Below are 19,333 nucleotides of genomic sequence, written 5' to 3'. Positions count from 1 at the left end.
TGCATCATGTCGGTCCCCCCGCGTGCCATTCAACTCAATGAAGCCAATGCCTTCCTGAAAAAACACCCCGAGGTTCTCTACGTCGATCTGCTGATTGCAGACATGAACGGTGTGGTGCGCGGCAAGCGCATCGAGCGCACCGCGCTGCACAAGGTCTACGAGAAGGGCATCAACCTGCCGGCCTCGCTGTTTGCCCTGGATATCAACGGTTCCACGGTGGAAAGCACCGGCCTGGGCCTGGACATCGGCGACGCCGACCGCATCTGCTACCCGATCCCCGGCACCCTGAGCGTCGAGCCCTGGCAGAAGCGCCCCACCGCGCAACTGCTGATGACCATGCACGAGATCGAGGGCCAGCCGTTCTTCGCCGACCCCCGCGAAGTGCTGCGCCAGGTGGTGAGCAAGTTCGACGAGCTGGGCCTGACCATCTGCGCGGCGTTCGAGCTGGAGTTCTACCTGATCGACCAGGACAACGTGAACGGCCGTCCGCAGTCGCCGCGTTCGCCGATCTCCGGCAAGCGTCCGCAGTCGACCCAGGTCTACCTGATCGACGACCTGGACGAATACGTCGACTGCCTGCAAGACATTCTCGAAGGCGCGAAAGAGCAGGGCATTCCTGCCGACGCCATCGTCAAGGAAAGCGCTCCGGCGCAGTTCGAGGTCAACCTGCACCACGTCAGCGATCCGATCAAAGCCTGCGACTACGCGGTGCTGCTCAAGCGCCTGGTGAAGAACATCGCCTACGACCATGAAATGGACACCACCTTCATGGCCAAGCCCTACCCGGGCCAGGCGGGCAACGGCCTGCACGTGCACATCTCGGTCCTCGACAAAAAGGGCAACAACATCTTCGCCAGCGATGACCCGGAAACCAACGAAGCCCTGCGTCACGCCATCGGCGGCGTACTCGACACCCTGTCCGAGCAGATGGCCTTCCTGTGCCCCAACGTCAACTCCTACCGCCGCTTCGGCGCGCAGTTCTACGTACCGAACTCGCCGACCTGGGGCATCGACAACCGCACCGTGGCCGTGCGCGTGCCCACCGGTTCGGCGGACTCGGTGCGCATCGAACACCGGGTGGCCGGTGCCGACGCCAACCCCTACCTGCTGATGGCTTCGGTGCTGGCGGGCATCCATCACGGCCTGACCAACAAGATCGAGCCCGGCCCGGCGATGGAAGGCAACGCCTATGAACAGAGCGAACCGAGCCTGCCGACCAACCTGCGTGATGCCCTGCGGGTACTGGACGACAGCGAAGTGATGGCCAAGTACATCGACCCGATGTACATCGACGTGTTCGTGGCTTGTAAGGAAAGCGAGCTGGCGGAGTTCGAAAACTCCATCTCCGACCTGGAATACAACTGGTACCTGCACACGGTCTGATGACCGTGGCGCCTCCTGCGTTGAGTATTTGCCATGACTAAATCCCGCAGCGACTGGGAGCAGCACTTCCAGTCCCTCAGCCTCGAAGGCCGTGCCTTTATCGACGGCCAGTACTGCGCCGCCGCCAGCGGCGCCACCTTTGAGTGTCTGAGCCCGGTGGACGGGCGCTTTTTGGCCAACGTCGCCAGCACCGATCAGGCCGATGCCGATCGTGCCGTGGCCGTGGCGCGCCAGGCGTTCAACAGTGGCGTCTGGTCGGGCAAGGCCCCGGCCGAGCGCAAGCGCATCCTGATTCGTTTTGCCGAGCTGATCCTGGCGCACCAGGAAGAACTGGCGCTCCTGGAAACCCTGGACATGGGCAAGCCGATTGGCGATTCCATGACCATTGATATTCCAGCCACGGCCAACGCCATCCGCTGGAACGCCGAAGCCATCGACAAGCTCTACGACGAAGTGGCGGCCACCCCCCACGACCAGCTGGGCCTGGTGACCCGGGAACCGGCGGGCGTGGTGGCGGCCATCGTGCCGTGGAACTTCCCGCTGATCATGGCCAGCTGGAAGTTCGCCCCGGCCCTGGCGATGGGCAACTCGTTCATTCTCAAGCCGTCGGAAAAATCGCCGCTGACTGCGATCCGCATCGCCCAGCTGGCCCTGGACGCCGGCATCCCCAAGGGCGTGTTCAACGTCCTGCCGGGTTACGGCCACACCGTCGGCAAGGCCCTGGCCCTGCACATGGACGTGGACGTACTGGCTTTCACCGGCTCCACCGCCGTGGGCAAGCAACTGCTGGTGTATTCCGGTGAAAGCAACATGAAGCGGGTGTGGCTGGAAGCCGGTGGCAAGAGCCCCAACGTGGTGTTCGCCGACGCCCCGGACCTGCGCGCTGCAGCCGAAGCGGCGGCCGCGGCCATCGCTTTCAACCAGGGCGAAGTCTGCACCGCTGGCTCGCGCCTGCTGGTGCAGCGTTCGATCCGCGAGCAGTTCATCCCGTTGCTGGTGGAGGCCCTCAAGGGCTGGAAACCGGGCCACGCCCTCGATCCCGAGACCCGGGTCGGCGCGGTGGTGGATCAGCGCCAACTGGACAACGTGCTGCGCTATATCCAGATCGGCAAGGAGCAGGGCGGGCAACTGTTGGCCGGTGGTGTCCGCACCCTGGAAAGCAGCGGCGGCTTATATGTCGAGCCGACGATCTTCGACGGCGTGACCAATGCGATGACCATCGCCCGGGAAGAGATCTTCGGCCCGGTGCTGTCGGTCATCAGCTTCGACACTGAAGAAGAGGCGCTGCAGATCGCCAACGACAGCATCTTCGGCCTGGCGGCCGGGGTCTGGACCGCCGACCTCAGCCGTGCCCACCGCTTCGCCCGTGGCCTGCGGGCCGGCAGCGTGTGGGTCAACCAGTACGACGGCGGCGACATGACTGCGCCGTTCGGCGGCTTCAAACAGTCCGGCAACGGTCGCGACAAGTCGTTGCACGCCTTCGACAAATACACCGAGCTCAAAGCGACCTGGATCAAGCTCTAACTCTTATAACAACAGCGGCGGCGGGCCTGGGCCCGTACCCGCTGGGGAATTTCTCATGCAAACCTACGTGAACAGCTACTACGCGGCGACCCGCAACCAGACCACCGACTACCCGCAACTCGAAGAGTTGGTGGAGTGCGACGTCTGCGTGATCGGCGCCGGCTACACCGGCCTGTCCTCGGCCTTGTTCCTGGCCGAAGCGGGTTACAGCGTCACCGTGCTCGAAGCGGCCAAGGTCGGCTTCGGCGCCAGCGGGCGCAACGGCGGGCAACTGGTCAACTCCTACAGCCGCGACGTGGACGTGATCGAAGAACGCTACGGCGAAAAAAGCGCCGAAGTGCTCGGCAGCATGATCTTCGAAGGCGCCGACATCATTCGCCAGCGCATCCAGCACTACGACATCCAGTGCGACTATCGCCCCGGTGGCATCTTCGCCGCCCTGAACAACAAGCAGCTCAAGGGCCTGGCGGAACAGAAACGCAACTGGGAACGCCTGGGCAACCACAACCTGAAGCTGCTCGACAAGGCGCAGATCGACCGCGAAGTCGGCACCCGGAACTACATCGGCGGCCTGCTGGACATGCAGGGCGGCCACATCCACCCGCTGAACCTGGCCCTGGGCGAGGCCAGCGCCATCATCGGCCTGGGCGGCAAGATCTTCGAACAGTCGGCGGCGGTGGAAATCACCTACGGCGAACCCAACGTGGTGCGTACCGCCAAGGGCGTGGTGCGCGCCAAGTACCTGCTGATTGCCGGCAACGCCTACCTGCAGCAGGATCTTGACCCGCGCGTGACCCGCAAGAGCATGCCCTGCGGCTCGCAGATCGTGGTCACCGAGCAACTGCCGGAGCAACTGGCCCGCAGCCTGATCGCCAACAACTACTGCGTGGAAGACTGCAACTACCTCCTGGACTACTTCCGCCTGACCGGCGACAACCGCCTGCTGTACGGCGGTGGCGTGGTCTACGGCGCCCGCGAACCGGACGACATCGAACAACTGATCCGGCCGAAGATCCTCAAGACCTTCCCCCAGCTCAAGGACGTGAAGATCGACTACCGCTGGACCGGCAACTTCCTCCTGACCATGTCGCGCATGCCGCAATTCGGCCGGATCGAAAAGAACGCCTACTACATGCAGGGCTACAGCGGCCACGGCGTCACCTGCTCGCACCTGGCCGGCAAGCTGATCGCCGAAATGATCCGCGGCGACGCCGAGCGCTTCAACGCCTTCGCCTCCCTGCCGCACATGCCGATGATCGGCGGGCGCACCTTCCAGGCCCCACTGACCGCCATGGGCGCCGCGTACTACGCCCTGCGCGACCGTTTCGGCATCTAATCCAACCTCGCTCCTACAGCCCCCCCACCCCTGTAGGAGCGAGCTTGCTCGCGAAGCTCCAGCCCTTGACCCACCGCAGAAAAACCCCCGCAAAGCCCCGGAAAACCGGCACTCCGTCACCCGGCCTTCACGCCCATCGCCGGTCTTTACAGCTGGCCTGTCAAACATGTTTAAATAGCCGCCTTTTCAGGCTCCAGGGCAGCCAAATCGCGACCTCCGCGACCCAACCGCCGCAAAAAATACCCTTAAGTACTTCTCACATAAGGCTGTTATGGACACGGGCACCCGACTCAAACTCGTTCGCGAAAGCTACAAACTCTCCCAGCGCGAGCTGGCCCGTCGCAGTGGCGTGACCAATGCCACTATTTCCCTGATCGAACAGAACCGCGTCAGCCCCTCCGTCAGCTCCCTGAAAAAGCTGCTGGAAGGCATCCCCATGTCCCTGGCCGACTTCTTCACTTTCGACCAACCGCCCCGCGAGCACCAATACGTGTTCCGCGCCAACGAACAGCCGGACCTGGGCCGTGACGGCCTGCGCCTGCTGATGATCGGCGCCCCGGTGGCCAACCGGCAGATGCGCTTTCTGCGCGAGCAGTACGCCCCCGGCGCCAGCTCCGGCGAAGAAGCCATCGTGCACAGCGAAGGCGAGGAGTGCGGGCTGGTTGTGCGTGGCACCGTGGAGCTGACGGTGGATGGGCAGGTGAGTGTGTTGAATCCGGGGGATGGGTATTACTTTCCGACCACCTTGCCTCATAGCTTTCGCAATATTGGGCAGGATGAGGCGGAGATTATCAGTGCCAACACCCCGGCGAACTTTTGAGTGGGGAGGCGGGGCGCCTGACTGATCTGAAGCGGCTTTTGATAGCCGCTTTTTGTGAGTGAGGAGGGGCTGATTTTATTGGTTTGGCGGTGTTTGCTTTTGACTGTTAATGGTCATTGAGAACGGGCAGCAATAGGCCAGAAGTATCCGTTCGTAACCAGCATTTTCCACAGTGAATCAATCAACCGTCGATCAATCTTGCGGAACTGGGACAGTCGAACTTCCAATATTCGCGAGAAACATGCCGATATCCCGATTGGACCGCAGACAAACCACGCGGCAAGTGGATGGCGCTGTTGCCACAAGTTGCTGCATCTTTTCTCGCGCTGAATTTTTCGTCCGCCACATGAATCTGAAAAACTCTGGCAGGTTCGCCAGCATTTCCGGGCAGTTCTCCGGCAAGTCGGGCCGAGACTGACCGCGTTGGAGCAGCGTTCTGCGCAGTACGCGCAAGAATCGAAGCGTCGCCGAACGATCAATCCATATCAAAAGATCTGCACGGGCCACGCGGTTGTCCCAAGTGGCTGAATGGCCACCTTCGAATATCCAGCGATCTTGAGCCTCGACATCGAGACATAGCCGGGTTTTCTCTTCCGGGCTTCGTTCTATCCACCCTGGCTGCCAGTGGATAGTGTCGATATGAACGACCGGCAAGCCCGTGCGCTGACCAAGCTCACGCGCCAAAGTGCTTTTGCCTGATCCAGGTTGACCAACAATCATCACCCGTTGCATCGAAGCTCCTTCTCGCTATGCAAGCTGATCTTTTGGGGCGGCGATTTTATGTCAATGCTTGCCTCGGTCAACAACTAACGGTCGGCATGACAGGTAGTTAACGGCCGAGAGTAGCGATTCAAAAAGCCGATCACCGTATGCTTTTGCAACGATAAATCGAACGATCGCTTATCCGGAAACGCTCATCGAGCGAATACCTCGTCTACAGTTCGATGCGTCACCGCAATTTAGTGACTGGTCATCGCGGGCCAAAAAACTATGGGCATAAACCTCGTCTCTTAGCCGATTCCATTTGGTTGTTTGACGGCGGTAAAGACTTGTCTCTCATGGAGCTTCACCAATGACCCGCACACATACCTGCAATCCCATCCCGCTCACCCGCAACGACACTGACCATCCCGTCCTCTACCTGGACGCCAACGCCTCGTTGGCCGATCTGTATACCTGCGCTCAGCAACGCATCGGCGCAGCCCGCAATCTGCTGGAAATCCTTGACTGCGCTGCTGGTCCGCAGGACCTCTCACAGATCCGCTTTGCCATCGGCCTGTTGCTCGGTGATGGCTTCGATCTGCTGTGTACCTTGGGTGATAGAGCCTTGGGGCAGGCTGATCCTGTGTAATCCTGGTTGAGTGCTGAAGAAACGAAAAAGGCGACGCATTGCGTCGCCTTTTTGCTTGGACGGGGCGCGTTCCAGCGATCGGCTCTGTGCCCGCTGTCCAGCCTCTGCCGTTGGCCTCGGCTGCGCTCGCTGACTTTTAAGAATCACCTTAGGGCCTGCTCCGAACTCCTGCGTTAGCGTCCCCTGTCTCCCGGACGGGAGGTTTTTTCACTCATAGCGCAGGATGCCAAATGATCGCTTCTTCACGCCTGGGCGACAGCCATGTCTGCCCGCTGCCGGGGCACGGCACTAGTCCCATCGTTACCGCTTCCAGCAACGTCATCATCAACGGCATGGGCGCGGCTCGGGTCGGTGATGTTTGCGGCTGTGGCGCGGTGATTACCACCGGATTCCCTTCTGTTCTGGTCAATGGCCGGCCCCTGGCCCATGTGGGCAGCCTCACCAGCCACGGCGGCAGCATTGTCAGCGGCTCTGGCGATACCTTTGGCGGCTCGCTTTTCGCACCCGCCGAGGGCGCCGCCATCGTCAACTTCGCCACGCTGGGCGCCATCCGTGCCGACGGTTCGGTGGATGAGTCGCGCATGGCAACGTTGCTGGCTGATCCGGCGCTGACGGCAAAAGCCCAGGCTGCCCATTCGCTGGTCAGCCCGTTGGCTGCTTCCAAGGCCGTCCTGCAAGAGGGCGTCGAACCGGGATTTCATATCGTCGAGCAGCCCATGTCCCGCTCGGCGCTGGAGTCCATACTCTTCGCTGCGCCCGAGAGCGCGGTGCTCGAGAAGTTTCGCCGTCTCAACCCGCAACTCGGCAATTACGCCAAGCCGGGGCAGTTGATCGTGCTCAGTGATCCGGCCAACGTCCTTTGCACCCGTGAAGAGGCGTGGCTGATGGAGGCTGCGGAAAAGGTCAATGCGGCACTGGAGCCGATGAGCGATGAAGAGGCCAGTTTCCTGGCGCGCCACCGGGATTTGCTGGAATCCTTTGCCTCCCATGGATCGACGGCGCTAGGCATTGGTGCCGCGATCTTCGCCAAGAACCTGGAGGACGTGAAAGCTTCGCTGCGGGATATCGAGAGCTTGCATCAAAGTACTTTTCAGCAGCATGGGCATTTGCGTTCTATCGAGTTTTTTGCCGAGCGCAAAAGGTTGTTGGCGCAGTTGGATACTCGGCTGACTGCCTTTACCCGCAAGGGGATCGGTTTTCCCGAGCACCCCAAGTTGAAAACGGCGCTGGGGATTTCCAGCCGCAGTCTGGTGCACCACTGGAAGCTGGCTGGTGCGCCGAGGCAGATACCGGGGTATGCGACGAATATGCGGGGTGTGGCGATGGCTGCGAAGTATGTGAAGTACGGAGGATGGCTGGGGATTGGGCTTGGGGGAGGAGCTTCATACATGAAGGTTCAGGAGGTGTGTACGGCTGGCGATGTTGAGGCTTGTGAGCGGGTGAGATTGACGGAAGGTGGAGGCTTTCTCGGAAGCGTGGCAGGTGGCGCCGCAGCCGCTACCTTTTTATCCGGTGCTGCAGCCGGAACTATATGTGTAGCTTTGGGCGTGCCCACAGGAGGTATGGCGACCTTTATATGTGGACTTGTAGTTGTCGGCAGTGGTTCTTTTGCGGCTGGAGCTGTCGGTGAAACTATAGGCGAGTTTTCCGGTGAGCTACTTTATAAGGGAAGCAGATGAGTTCGATTACTTCTATTGAAGTCGTTTTAGGTGTCGCATCTGGATTGGTTGTTCTGGGGGTGTTTGTTTGGATCGGTGTGTGTCTGCATCTGGCATATACCCGAATGGATGAAATGTTGGAGTTGTTGAAGAATTCATCAGCAATTATGAACCGCGCTCCACTGATGCATGGTGGGCCCTTTGGCAAACTATTATTAGTAGGACGGATATCAGGGGTCGTTACTTTTCCAAAGATCTATCTTAAGCATGGCGCGGTTTGCATTGATGATTTGAACAAAATCCCTGCGCGACTCAAGAGAAAGCTAGCAGTATTACAGTGGTGTGTAATCTGGTTATTAGTTGGGATGTTGGTCTGTGCTGCAGGTATAAAGCTTTATGGCGGGTGAGGCATTGTGTTGACCCCATGGGCGCGGTGTTACCCGTCGCGCGCCGCCTGCAGCTGCTGGAATGGGCGAGTCGCCATGATGCCTGGATCATTGAACACGATTACGGCGGCGAGTTCCGCTACGGCCAGCGCCTCATCGATGCACTGCAGTCCATGGATACGCAGGCGCGGGTCATCTATGTCGGGACCTTTTCCAAAGCACTTTCGCCACAATTGCGCCTGGGTTACCTGGTGCTCCCGCGAGAGCTGGTTCATGTGTTCCGCGAAGCCAAGCGGCTGACCGACCGTCACTCACCGCGCTGGGAGCAGAGCGTGCTCGCTTCGTTGATCGACAGTGGTGCTTACGAACGCCATGTCCGTCACCTGCGGCGAGACAACGAGCAACGGCGAAAGGCGTTGCTGGAAGCTGTCGATCAGCAGCTTAGGGATTACGGGAAACTGGTCGGCATGGCGGCGGGCTTGCACGGTGTGCTGAGGTTGCCGGGGCTTCGTGCCGAGGATGAGGCGAAAGTGCAAGCAACGGCTCTGTAGCGCGGCGTAGGGGTATGTCCGTCGTACCCGTTGCATGCAGGTGCCACATCGGGGAAATCTGCAAGAGGCGCAGCCTTGATCCTGGGCTATAACGGGCCTTTCGGCTGAAGCCATTCATCAGGGCATCGGCGGACTTGCAGGTGGGATTCGCCCGGTCATAAAGGAGCGCTCGCAATAATGGCGGGACTGGGTACTCGACAAAAAAGAGGCGCTCCGCAGAGCGCCTCCCCATGCCGGTTACTGCTCGCTGACCGGCTTCGAGTCAGCAGCCTCAGCTCCCCCGATCATGATGCGTTTAGGCTTCGCTTCCTCCGGTACGACCCTGAGCAGGTCGATGCTCAGCAGACCGTTGGTGAGCTTCGCACCCTCCACCTCGATGTGATCCATCAAGCGGAACGACAGCCGGAATGCCCGCTGTGCGATACCTTGATGCAGGTAAGTGACGGCTCCGTTGCTTTCTCGCTTGTCACCGGTGACGGTCAACACACCTTTTTCAACCTGAATGTCCAGATCCTCTTCGGCCAGGCCTGCTACCGCGATAACGATCCGGTAGTGGTCATCACCGTGCTTTTCGACGTTGTGCGGAGGATAGGAAGTACCGGCCTCACTGCGAAGCGCCGATTCAAAAAGGTCGTTGAAACGGTCAAAGCCGACCGAGTGGCGGAAAAGTGGGGCCAACGAAAGGGTAGTAGCCATTGCAAAATCTCCTGAGGTTTCTCCAAGTGATTTGAGGCGCGGCCCGCATTCGGCACCACGCAAGAACCTAGGTATGTGCCGGAAGCAAAACTTCAAGAGCTCAAAAAAATTGATTTTATCTATCAATTTCAACGAGTTAATCGCCGTTTTTCAATGTATTGAAGTTACTCGTTGAGTCACTACAGGGCCTGGGGGTGAATTCAATCAGCCGTTCTTGAATCCCGGCAGTCCCTGAGCTTTGCGCCATTCCTTCAGGGTACTGGTGACCCCCTCGGCGGAGTTATCCGCGCCGGGCTCAGGGTGGAAAATCAGGTCGTAGCCATCTGGATGGCCTGCGAGCTTGCTGAACCTTTCAAGCAACTCGCCTAGCTCATCGTCCGTCCCGCCCTTGCTGACGGTTCGTATGATGTTGACGAAGGAAATGAATTCGGCTTCGGTCAAATCAGAAATGTCTTCCATGTAGTGCCTGTTTTCTTTCGTGAGGGTCAATGTGGTTTCGTAGGGCGTTGATCTTCAAGCTTTTTGCGTCTTAGGCCAGCCAAGCGTCTCGATCTGCGGCTGGCTTGGCCGGGGGCACTTTCAAGGGCTCGGTTCTGGGCTCGTGATCCTGCCTCAGCCACCGACCTCAGCGCCGCTCACCGCCTTTTGAGAATCTCCTTAAGGTCCTGCCCGAACTCCTGCGCTAGGGTCCCCTGTCTCCCGGATGGGAGGTTTTTTCACTCATAGCGCAGGATGCCAAATGATCGCTTCTTCTCGCCTGGGCGACAGCCATGTCTGCCCGCTGCCGGGACACGGCACCACGCCCATCGTTACCGCTTCCAGCAACGTCATCATCAACGGCATGGGCGCGGCCCGGGTCGGTGATCTTTGCGGCTGCGGCGCGGTGATTACCACAGGATTTCCTTCTGTGCTGGTCAATGGCCGGCCCCTGGCCCATGTGGGCAGCCTCACCAGCCACGGCGGCAGCATCGTCAGCGGCTCTGGCGATACTTTTGGCGGCTCGCTTTTCGCGCCCGCCGAGGGCGCCGCCATCGTCAACTTCGCCACGCTGGGCGCCGTCCGCGCCGATGGCTCGGTGGATGAGTCGCGCATGGCCACGCTGCTGGCCGATCCGGCGCTGACGGAAAAAGCCCAGGCGGCCCATGCGCTGGTAAGCCCGTTGGCCGCTTCCAAGGCGGCCCTTCAGGAGGGTGTCGAGCCGGGGTTTCATATCGTCGAGCAGCCCATGTCCCGCTCGGTACTGGAGTCCATACTCTTCGCCACGCCCGATAGCGCGGTGCTGGAGAAGTTTCGCCGCCTCAACCCGCAACTCAGCGACTACGCCAAGCCCGGGCAATTGATCGTTCTCAGTGATCCGGCCAACTACCAGTGCACCCGTGAGGAGACCTGGCTGATGGAAGCAGCGGAAAAGGTCAACGCGGCACTGGAGCCGATGAGCGATGAAGAGGCCGCTTTCCTGGCGCGCCATCGTGATCTGCTGGAGTCCTTTGCCTCCCAGGGATCGACCGCGATGGGCGTCGGCGCCGCGATCTTCGCCAAGAACCTGGAGGACGTGAAAGCTTCGCTGCGGGAGATCGAGGGCTTGCATCGGCGTACTTTTCAGCAGCATGGGCATTTGCGTTCTGTCGAGTTTTTTGCCGAGCGCAAAAGGTTGCTGGCGCAGTTGGATACTCGGTTGACTGCCTTTACCCGCAAGGGGATCAGCTTTCCCGAGCATCCCAAGTTGAAAGCGGCGCTGGGGATTTCCAGCCGCAGCCTGGTGCATCACTGGACGTTGGCTGGGGCACCGGGGCAGATACCGGGGTATGCGACGAATATGCAAGGCGTGGCAAAGGCGTCTCAGTATGTAAAGCACTTGGGCTGGCTGGGTGTCGGGTTGGGTGGGGGCGCTTCGTATCTGAAGGTTCAGGAGGTGTGTACGGCGGGCAATGTTGAGGCTTGTGAGCGGGTGAGATTGACAGAGGGAGGGAGCTTTATTGGGACGGTGTTGGGCGGCGCGACAGCTGGCACATTATTGACGCCGGTGGCCGGTCCCATTTGCTTGGCATTGGGTGTACCAAGTGCTGGAACAGGGACTTTGATATGCGGGCTTGGCGTGGTGGGAGTCGGGTCTTGGGTTGCGGGTAGCTTGGGGGACGCCTTGGGTGAAGGTGTGGGAGAGATAGTTTATGAGAGCAGTCGATGAGTAATGAGGTATTGCGCACGATATTTCTCTATCTGGGCTTGACGGAGTTTGGGGCGCTAATTGTCTGGCTCGGAGTTGGTTTGTATATGGCATATACCGAAATGGATGAGATGCTTGCGCGACTTAAAAACTGCCCCGCAATCATGAATAGAGCTTCGCTCAAGCGCGCCGGGCCAGCGGGGAGGCTGTTTCTAATGGGGAGTGTTGTTGGAGTGATTGCCTGGCCTGCGATGTACATCCGTGATGGGGGCGCAAGCATCGAAGATATCAATAACTTTCCCCGACGCCTTAGAAGGAAGCTGGTGGTCTGGTACCGAGCCGGTGCAGTTCTCTTGGGGGGGCTTCTTTTGCTGTGGTCTGTCGGTCAATACATGGGCTGGGTTAAGTGAGCGGTTGATGGCACTTTATGTGCTTTACGTTTTAGGTGATGGTCGACTGATTCTGTTGCAAGCTCCGTCATTATAGGATGCGGTGTCCCTACCCTGTGGGCCGGAGCTCTGGTTTGTGGACTGATAGTAGTAGGGGTTAGTTCTTATGCTACTGGCACTGCAGGTGGTCTGGTGGGGGAAAGGTCGGGGAAAGGATCTATGAGATGCAGAAATGAATCTAACCACTACCGTGCATGATTTTTTTGTACTTCTAGGCGCTGTTGCTCTATCTGGGATTTTCGTTTGGGTGGGTGTCTGTCTGTATTTGGCATATACCCAGGTATACGAGTTTCTGGAGCGCCTTAAGCACTGTTCTGCCGTGATGAGCCTGGCTCCGCTTAGGCAGGGCGGTCCTTGGGGAATATTGTTGTTGGTCGGTGGTGTGACGTCGATTGTTACCTTTCCACGCGTATATCTTAAGCATGGCGATGTCAGTGTTGAGGACCTGATTAATTTTCCGCGGAAATTGAAGAATAATTTTGCCGTATTGCAGTGGGTCGGGCGCGGACTTATTGTGGGACTGCTGATATCTGCCGTAGCGATAAAACTAATAGAGCTTGGTGTTTGATTTTTGGGAGGAAGACTAAATGCAGTCTGTAGGTAAACTCTTCGGTGAACTGGGATTCCATTGATGATTTGAACAGAATTCCTGCGCGGATGAAGGAAAAGCTAGCTGTATTGCAGTGGGGGGTAATTTGGAAGTTAATTAGGGGGTGTTAGCGCGATGTACATTGACCTTCTTGAAGAAAATCTTTTAACGCAGCCTGATAAATAGTTAATGGTTGATTTTCAGTGCTGAGCAGGGCGAATGGAAGCGCTGTCAGGTGTGAAAATACCGTTGAATTTATCGAGTAGGTTTTCTGTCTGCAAAAGCCGTGGTTGTTGTTTAGTATGTAATCGAACTTGAATACTCTTGATCTTGTACACCAGCTAGGAATCAAGCCAAGACTCAAACCGGTCAAGTAATCTTGTACGCAAGCTCCTCCAGATGAAAACTCTGAAATTTTTATCTCTAACTCTGGAGTGGGTGTGGGTGTGGGTGTGAGCTGTGAACTATTGTCTTGTGCATTTGGAATGATTTTCTGTGTCGCCTCGTATGCGCTTTTTCTGAAGCGACTGTCTTTCCATGGCGAGTCTATTTCATAAGTGAAGTTGGAGATTGTTTCTTTTGTTTTGGGTTCGAAGTGTTCATTGATTGGCGGCTTGGAGGTATAGGATGTGCAGCCGGAGCCCACCATGGCAAAGCAGATGACAACCAAGCTGTTAATTATCAAGTGACTCATCCTGAGCTCTCCCTGGCTATTGGTTGCCCGATATTCATGTAGTGGGTTGTTCATTGGGTGCCATGTGTACGTCAGCTTGATCCTGAGTCACCGCGATCGAGTCCCGAAGATACGAAAAAAGGCGACGCAATGCGTCGCCTTTTTGCTTGCGCTGGGGGCTTGCAGAAAACCGGTTCCACGCCCGCTGTTCTGTCGCTGTCGTCGAACTCAGCAGCCGGAAGCCTTGAGTTCCGTGCCGATGGTGACCGCGCTGACCTGGACCTTTTCAAAAGCCTTCTGCGCGGCGGCGTCGTATTTCCGATCGCAGTTGAAGCGTGTCTCCATCACGTAGTCCTCGCCCTCCGCTTTGCGCATCTGCGCCTCCCACTGGTTGGCGGCGTCGAGCGCGGGATCCGAGGCCAGGACCACCTCCAGCAGCACCTCTCTGAAACCTATGGCGCGCGGGCCTTCCCAGTGGGCATAGACGGAAGGGTCGGCGGCGTTGCCGCACATGCTCAGGCAACTGGCGCTGTAGCTCAGGCCGCCACCGGACGATGCGTTGAAGGCGCCTACGGTGAGCGGCTTGCCGGGAGCCGGGGCGAAGGTGCCGACGAACTGGGTCAGGTCGGCCTGGCACTTGGGCGTCAGTTCCATGCGCAGTTTGCTGACGGTGCCACCTTCGACCGTGGCGGTGATGTCGCAGCCCTGGACTTTGAACTTGTGCTCGTCGCCGAAGGATTCCCGAGGGATTCCGGCGACGGATTCAAAGTAGCGCTGATTGGTGCCCAACATCTCGCCGTTGAACACTTCGGCCACGGAAGCGGCGTGGGTAACGTCGATAGACAGGGCCAGTGCCGAGGCAAAAAGGCCGTAGGTCAGCTTGTTCATGGGAGAGTCCTTTCAATGGCGCGGTCAGTGCCTGTGGTTATCTTCAGGCGGGTTCGGGGGGCGAGAATAGCTCATTCGATCGAAGCGACGGAGGCTTTGCTGCCCAAGCGAATCAGTTCATTGGAGAAACACAGGCCGAGGATGATCAGTGCCGCTCCTGCATACAGGCTTTCACGGGGAACTTCATTGAGTGCCACAAACGCCAGCAGCGCGGCGAACAGTGGCTCGGTCAACTCCAGCGCTTGCACTTGGGATGGCTTGAGATATTCGATGGCCTTGGTGGTGCAGAAGAAGCCGAGGATGGTCGGCAGGGTGGCCAGTGCCAGCAGGGCGGTGATCGCCAGTGGCGACAGGTCGCCCATCGTGAAGCCGTCGGCCGCCGCCGGCATCAGCAGGTACAGGCCGCCGAAGAACAACAATTGGCGGGTGAAATGCAGTCCTCCCGACACCCCCATGCGTTTCATGGCAACCGAAAAGGCCCCGTAGCCGCAGCCGGCCATGCAGGCAAGCGCCGCGCCTTGCAGGGTAAAGCCCTGTTGCAGGTCGCCACCGAAGATCACCGAGATCCCGGCAATCGCCAGTGCGGCGCCAACGCTGGCGTTCGCGGTGATGGCGTCCTTGAGAACAATGCGCCCCAGAATGATCGAGGAAATGGAAGCGCTGGCCATCAGGACCACCACCACACCTGCCGCTGCGTAGTGTCGATAGGCGGAGGTTTCGAAATGGAACAGCACAAAGATGCCAAGAAATGCGCAGATAGCCGCCTGGATCCATTGGCTCGATCGCGCCGGGCGCTTGAGGAAAAACAGCAATATCGACAGCAGCACGCAACCCAGCAGGGTCTTGATGACGGCAACACTGCTCGCGCTGAAGCCATCATGCGGATTTCGGTGAACGTGACCGAGCGTTTCGCTAATACGTGACCGGTGCTTCCACCCCGGTTGCGCGGGTTCTGGATTGTAATCGCATCGGTCACGATGCGGCTTGTTCCTCGGCTTTTTTTCGGCGCAGCGACTCGCCTTTCATCGTCAGTCGGTAGGCGTTGTGCACCAGGCGGTCGAGGATGGCATCGGCCAGGGTCGGGTCGTTGATCCAGCCGTGCCAGTGCTCGATGGGCAGTTGGCTCGTCAGGATGGTGGAGCGGCTGCCAGCGCGGTCGTCGATCACCTCCAGCAGGTCATGCCGGGCTCCTTCCTCCAGCGGGGCTAGCGCCCAGTCGTCCAGCACCAGGACGTCGACCTTTGCCAGCTGTTGCAGGGTACGGCCGAAGCTGCCGTCGCCATGAGCGATGCGCAGTTGTTCCAGCAGGCGCGGGGTGCGCAGGTACAGGGTGCTATAGCCCTGGCGGCAGGCCTGGTTGCCCAGGGCGCAGGCCAGCCAGGTTTTGCCGGCACCGGTCGGGCCGGTCAGCAGCAGGTTGTGCTGCTGGCGGATCCAGTCGCCACTGGCCAGGGTGGCGATCAGACGCTCGTCCAGGGCGCGTCCGGTGCGGCGGTCGAGATCTTCCAGGCAGGCGTTGGCGTACTTGAGCTTGGCCTTCTTGCGCAGCCGTACCAGGCGCTGGTTGTCACGCCAGGCCAGTTCGCGGTCGAGCAGTAGGCCGAGGCGTTCATCGAAGCTCAGGCTGTGGCTGGCCGGCAGCGTCCATTGCTCTTCCAGGGCGCGGGCCATGCCGTCCAGGCGTAGCTGGTGCAGTTGATTCAGGGTGTGTTGCGGCATCATCGAACAGCTCCTGTTGCGGGGGTTGGTAGTAGTCGGCGCCACGGACGTTCTCGTGGTCGCCGGGTAAGGTCGTTTCGGCGGCACGCTGGGGCAGCGGCTGTTGATCCAGGCCTTGCTGGAGCAGGTTGCGCACGCTGCGCCCGGTGAAGGCGCGCAGGTGTACGGCACGTTCGGCAGCGGCTTCCAGGCGTGCATTGCCATAGCGCCGGGCCAGCGAGAGCAGGCCGAGGCAGGCGCGGTAGCCCATCTCCGGGTGCGGCTTGTGGGTCAGTTGGTGATCGATCAGTTGGCGCGTGTAGGGGCCGATCCGCGCGCCCCAGTCGAGCAGGCGTTGTGGCGTCCATTCGCGATGCGCCTGGTGCGCCGCGGGCATGTGCTCGCGCTGGGTACTGTAAGCGCCGCGTCGCCCCAGCAGCAGGTGGCTGGCCACCCGCCGGTTGCCATGCAGCACTTCCAGGGTGTGTGCCGTCAGTCGCACGTCCACGTTCTGCCGGGCCAGGGCGGAGGGCACGCTGTAGAAGCTGCCATTGACCTCGATGTGGTAGTCGATGCTGACCTTGCAGCGCTTGAAGGTGGCGACCTCGTAGGGATGCACCGGCAGCGCTCGCAAGGCCGGGCGATCCAGGCGCTCGAACCAGTCGCGCCGGCAGCCATCGAGCCGCTTGAACGGGCGCCGATTCAGATCCTCCAGCAGCTCGGCGATGGCCTGGTTAAGCGCATGCAGGCTGAAGAACTGCCGATGGCGCAGCCGCGCCATGATCCAGCGCTCGACCACCTGCACCGCCACCTCGGCCTTGGCCTTGTCCTGAGGCTTGCGTGGCCGTGCCGGCAGGATCACCGTCTGGTAATGACGCGCGCACTCCAGCGTGGCCCGGTTCAGGCCCGGCTCGTAGCGATCCGGCTGGGCGACCAGGGCGCGCGGATTGTCCGGCACAACCATTTCCGGCACGCCGCCAAAGTAGGTCAGAGCCTGGCCCAGCGAGGTCAGCCAGTCCACCTGGGTTTCGCCTGGCGTCGCGCAGGCATAGGTGTAATTCGAGGCGCCCAGGGCGGCGACGAAGATGTGCGCCCGGCGCACTTCGCCGGTGGCCGGGTCGACCACCGGCAGCGTCGGCCCGGCATAGTCGATGAATAGCTTCTCGCCCGCACGGTGCAGCTGACGCATCGAACGTTTGAGCGTCTGGGCGTAGCGCCGGTAGTGCTCGACGAACTGGGTGTAGCGGTAGGTCGGCTGGCCCGCATGCGCGGCGAGATATTCCTCCCACAGCAGCTGCAAGGTCACGCCCTTGCGTCGCAACTCGCGGTGGATGCTCAGCACATCGGGCAGCACTCGCTCACCGCGCGGCTTGTTCGTCGACGTCGGTGCAAACAAGGCGGCCGCCAGCGCGGCCTCGTCCATGGCCACCAGCGCCGGCCAGTCCAGCCCGGCCACCCGCGCCGCCGCGATGTACTTGCTAACCACGCCCTTGGACAGCTGCAAGGCACGGGCAATCTTCTCGTGGGACAAGCCGGCCTCAAACTTGAGGCGCAGACATTCTTTGATGTTTCGCATGGCTACTCGCGGCGCCGCCATCTTCCTCTCCCGAAATCGGTCGAGGATGGCGGCGCATCAGGTCATGCGCAACGAAGGGGAAGGCTTTCGCTAAGTCGTGACCGGCGATTTCGGTAAGCCGTGACCACCTGTTTCGGAACAGGCGGAAAATCGGTCACGTTGCTACCGAAATGAGCGGTCACGCGTTAGCGAAATGACCGGTCACGATCAACCGAAACGGCCGGTCACGGTGCTCCGAAATCCGCAGCCATCATTCATGAGGACTTTGCTGAGTACACCGATCGTGGCGTTCAGTGCCGCAGCACAGAGTGCAAACATGACGCCTTTGCTGAAAGTGGATTGCATCGATGACGATCCCTGTCGCTGAGTTGTTGTTCGAAAGAATGCCGCCCTGTATCGGCGGCGCACAGCCTGAGTGGACGAAGGTACCAGCCATCCCAGCAGTGATCGGGGCTTAAGCTCGATCACCCGGCAGGATGCTGTCGACCTTGAACGCAGAGGCCAGCCGGCTTAGCCCTTGGCCATGCAATGAGCGTTGACGAAGGTTGCGGTGTGCTGCAAGGACTGGCGTATATCCGGTTGGGCTATGCCATGCCGGCTGGCAAATTGCTCGGCGGCGGTGGTATCGAAACGAGTGGCCTGGATAAAGTCCAGCGCCTCGGGTTGGGTATTCATGAAGCGCGCGACGGCAGGAATGCTCAGTAGCCACTTCAGCAATCGCAGTGGAATGTGACGCTTGGGAGACTTCAAGCCCAGAGGTTGTGCCACTTGCGCCAGCATTTCTCGCAAGTTGGGCGTTTGCGCGTCCAGTGCCAGCAGTTCCTGGCCGGCCATGGCCGGATCAAAGGCACTCGCCGTCATCAGCTCGACCAGGTAATCCACGGTGACCAGTGGCAGCCAGTGCCTGGCGGTGCCGGGCACGGCAGTCAGCTTTCCCTGCACCAGGTTACGGATCAGCGCCACCAGCGGCTGGTTGTCGAGGATATGCCCCGTGCGGCTGTGGCCACAGACTGTCGCGGGATGGACAACGGTCAGTTCCCCGCCTTTGGCGGACATGGTTTCCAGGGTCGCGAAATGCGCTTCCAGCTTGCTCGCCTCGTAACCACCGACCTCCCGGTAGAGGGCAGGCCAATCGGTTCGTTGCGGATGGCGAGGATCGATGCCGATGCGTTGCAGGTGTTCATGGTTTTTCAGCATGTAGCCGCCGATCATCACTAGCCGGCTGTTTTGCTCGGCCGCCAGCAGCGCCACACGCTTGGCGCCCTCTACGTTCACCGCACGAGACTGCTCTAAGGTAAGCCCCCAGGCGAAGTGGGCACCCAGGTGGAAGACGACTCTTGAGTGCCTCAGCACTTCTCGGTCGGCGGCACTCAGCCCGAGATGTTCTCGTTCCAGATCGCCGGCCACGGCCAATACCCGGGTGGCACAACCGCCCAGATTGTCGACTTGCTCGCGCAGTGCGGCGAGTCGCTCCGGGCGACGCATCAGCACCCGAACGGTGTGACCTTTTGCACTCAGGTGCGCCAGCAAATGTTGACCGATAAAGCCGGTACCACCGGTGACAAAGCACTCCACGCTCATTTCCCTGTTC

General features: G+C 59.9%; 19 protein-coding genes and 2 pseudogenes. 11 read left to right on the top strand and 10 right to left on the bottom strand.

The genetic code is table 11. The annotated features are described in order from the left end of the window. Positions 1-6 precede the first annotated feature (6 nt). The 4 genes from BLV47_RS18085 (at position 7) to BLV47_RS18070 (ending at position 5,063) form a co-directional block, all read left to right on the top strand. The gene (locus BLV47_RS18085) at positions 7-1,383 is read left to right on the top strand and encodes a glutamine synthetase family protein (protein WP_092315798.1); all 1,377 of its coding nucleotides are present in this window, start codon (positions 7-9) and stop codon (positions 1,381-1,383) included. A 33-nt stretch (positions 1,384-1,416) separates the two neighbouring features. Then, the gene (locus tag BLV47_RS18080) at positions 1,417-2,907 is read left to right on the top strand and encodes an aldehyde dehydrogenase (RefSeq protein WP_092315796.1); all 1,491 of its coding nucleotides are present in this window, start codon (positions 1,417-1,419) and stop codon (positions 2,905-2,907) included. 55 nt (positions 2,908-2,962) lie between these two features. Further along, complete coding sequence (locus BLV47_RS18075) at positions 2,963-4,243, top strand: NAD(P)/FAD-dependent oxidoreductase (protein ID WP_092315794.1); 1,281 nt, start codon at positions 2,963-2,965, stop codon at positions 4,241-4,243. A 271-nt stretch (positions 4,244-4,514) separates the two neighbouring features. Then, positions 4,515-5,063, top strand: a complete 549-nt coding sequence (locus BLV47_RS18070) for a cupin domain-containing protein (protein ID WP_060838667.1) — start codon at positions 4,515-4,517, stop codon at positions 5,061-5,063. A gap of 192 nt (positions 5,064-5,255) precedes the next feature. Here the strand turns inward: BLV47_RS18070 and BLV47_RS18065 are convergent, their stop codons facing one another. Continuing rightward, a complete protein-coding gene (locus BLV47_RS18065; protein WP_092315792.1) occupies positions 5,256-5,795 on the bottom strand; it encodes an AAA family ATPase in 540 nt (179 codons plus the stop codon). A gap of 340 nt (positions 5,796-6,135) precedes the next feature. On the opposite strand from BLV47_RS18065, the gene BLV47_RS18060 reads away from it, so the two are divergent. The 4 genes from BLV47_RS18060 (at position 6,136) to BLV47_RS18045 (ending at position 9,009) form a co-directional block, all read left to right on the top strand. After that, the gene (locus tag BLV47_RS18060) at positions 6,136-6,414 is read left to right on the top strand and encodes a hypothetical protein (RefSeq protein ID WP_060843183.1); all 279 of its coding nucleotides are present in this window, start codon (positions 6,136-6,138) and stop codon (positions 6,412-6,414) included. Between the two features lie 230 nt (positions 6,415-6,644). Then, complete coding sequence (locus BLV47_RS18055; RefSeq protein ID WP_092315790.1) at positions 6,645-8,093, top strand: PAAR domain-containing protein; 1,449 nt, start codon at positions 6,645-6,647, stop codon at positions 8,091-8,093. Next, positions 8,090-8,479: a hypothetical protein gene (locus tag BLV47_RS18050; protein WP_092315788.1), complete on the top strand. Its 390-nt coding sequence runs from the start codon at positions 8,090-8,092 to the stop codon at positions 8,477-8,479. The genes BLV47_RS18055 and BLV47_RS18050 overlap by 4 nt, the downstream gene beginning before the upstream one ends. A 17-nt stretch (positions 8,480-8,496) precedes the next feature. Beyond that, positions 8,497-9,009 carry an aminotransferase class I/II-fold pyridoxal phosphate-dependent enzyme gene (locus tag BLV47_RS18045; RefSeq protein ID WP_244168905.1) on the top strand — a complete coding sequence of 171 codons (513 nt, stop codon included), beginning with the start codon at positions 8,497-8,499 and terminating at the stop codon, positions 9,007-9,009. Between the two features lie 237 nt (positions 9,010-9,246). Here the strand turns inward: BLV47_RS18045 and BLV47_RS18040 are convergent, their stop codons facing one another. Further along, the gene (locus BLV47_RS18040; RefSeq protein ID WP_092315786.1) at positions 9,247-9,705 is read right to left on the bottom strand and encodes an Hsp20 family protein; all 459 of its coding nucleotides are present in this window, start codon (positions 9,703-9,705) and stop codon (positions 9,247-9,249) included. A 204-nt stretch (positions 9,706-9,909) separates the two neighbouring features. Next, on the bottom strand, positions 9,910-10,164 hold the full coding sequence (locus BLV47_RS18035) for a bacteriocin immunity protein (protein ID WP_092315784.1): 255 nt from the start codon (positions 10,162-10,164) through the stop codon (positions 9,910-9,912). A gap of 280 nt (positions 10,165-10,444) precedes the next feature. Between BLV47_RS18035 and BLV47_RS18030 the strand changes: the two genes are divergently transcribed. The 3 genes from BLV47_RS18030 (at position 10,445) to BLV47_RS18020 (ending at position 12,886) form a co-directional block, all read left to right on the top strand. After that, positions 10,445-11,890, top strand: coding sequence for a PAAR domain-containing protein (locus BLV47_RS18030; protein ID WP_092315782.1), 1,446 nt, complete (start codon positions 10,445-10,447; stop codon positions 11,888-11,890). Then, the gene (locus BLV47_RS18025; RefSeq protein ID WP_092315780.1) at positions 11,887-12,279 is read left to right on the top strand and encodes a hypothetical protein; all 393 of its coding nucleotides are present in this window, start codon (positions 11,887-11,889) and stop codon (positions 12,277-12,279) included. The genes BLV47_RS18030 and BLV47_RS18025 overlap by 4 nt, the downstream gene beginning before the upstream one ends. 211 nt (positions 12,280-12,490) lie before the next feature. Continuing rightward, a complete protein-coding gene (locus BLV47_RS18020; protein ID WP_092315778.1) occupies positions 12,491-12,886 on the top strand; it encodes a hypothetical protein in 396 nt (131 codons plus the stop codon). Between the two features lie 148 nt (positions 12,887-13,034). On the opposite strand, the gene BLV47_RS18015 is transcribed toward BLV47_RS18020, so the two are convergent. The 7 genes and pseudogenes from BLV47_RS18015 to BLV47_RS17990 form a co-directional block, all read right to left on the bottom strand. Next, positions 13,035-13,655 (bottom strand): hypothetical protein, encoded by a 621-nt coding sequence (locus BLV47_RS18015; RefSeq protein ID WP_244168904.1) that lies wholly within the window; start codon positions 13,653-13,655, stop codon positions 13,035-13,037. Positions 13,656-13,808: 153 nt separating this feature from the next. Next, the gene (locus tag BLV47_RS18010) at positions 13,809-14,468 is read right to left on the bottom strand and encodes a hypothetical protein (RefSeq protein ID WP_092315774.1); all 660 of its coding nucleotides are present in this window, start codon (positions 14,466-14,468) and stop codon (positions 13,809-13,811) included. Between the two features lie 71 nt (positions 14,469-14,539). Further along, positions 14,540-15,346, bottom strand: a pseudogene (locus tag BLV47_RS18005) (DMT family transporter); the annotation flags it as partial. Positions 15,347-15,440: 94 nt separating this feature from the next. Further along, the gene (gene istB, locus BLV47_RS18000) at positions 15,441-16,190 is read right to left on the bottom strand and encodes an IS21-like element IS1474 family helper ATPase IstB (RefSeq protein WP_062838242.1); all 750 of its coding nucleotides are present in this window, start codon (positions 16,188-16,190) and stop codon (positions 15,441-15,443) included. After that, positions 16,078-17,763 carry an IS21 family transposase gene (gene istA / locus BLV47_RS17995; protein WP_062838241.1) on the bottom strand — a complete coding sequence of 562 codons (1,686 nt, stop codon included), beginning with the start codon at positions 17,761-17,763 and terminating at the stop codon, positions 16,078-16,080. Before istA ends, istB begins: the two co-directional genes overlap by 113 nt. Before the next feature lie 225 nt (positions 17,764-17,988). After that, positions 17,989-18,087: pseudogene (locus BLV47_RS35525) on the bottom strand (DMT family transporter); the annotation flags it as partial. Positions 18,088-18,252: 165 nt separating this feature from the next. Continuing rightward, positions 18,253-19,323 carry an SDR family oxidoreductase gene (locus BLV47_RS17990; RefSeq protein WP_092315772.1) on the bottom strand — a complete coding sequence of 357 codons (1,071 nt, stop codon included), beginning with the start codon at positions 19,321-19,323 and terminating at the stop codon, positions 18,253-18,255. Between the last annotated feature and the right edge of the window lie 10 nt (positions 19,324-19,333).

The organism is Pseudomonas saponiphila, from assembly GCF_900105185.1.
In the GTDB taxonomy this organism is placed as follows: Bacteria; Pseudomonadota; Gammaproteobacteria; order Pseudomonadales; family Pseudomonadaceae; genus Aquipseudomonas; species Aquipseudomonas saponiphila.
This window is presented reverse-complemented; position numbering and strand designations above follow the sequence as displayed.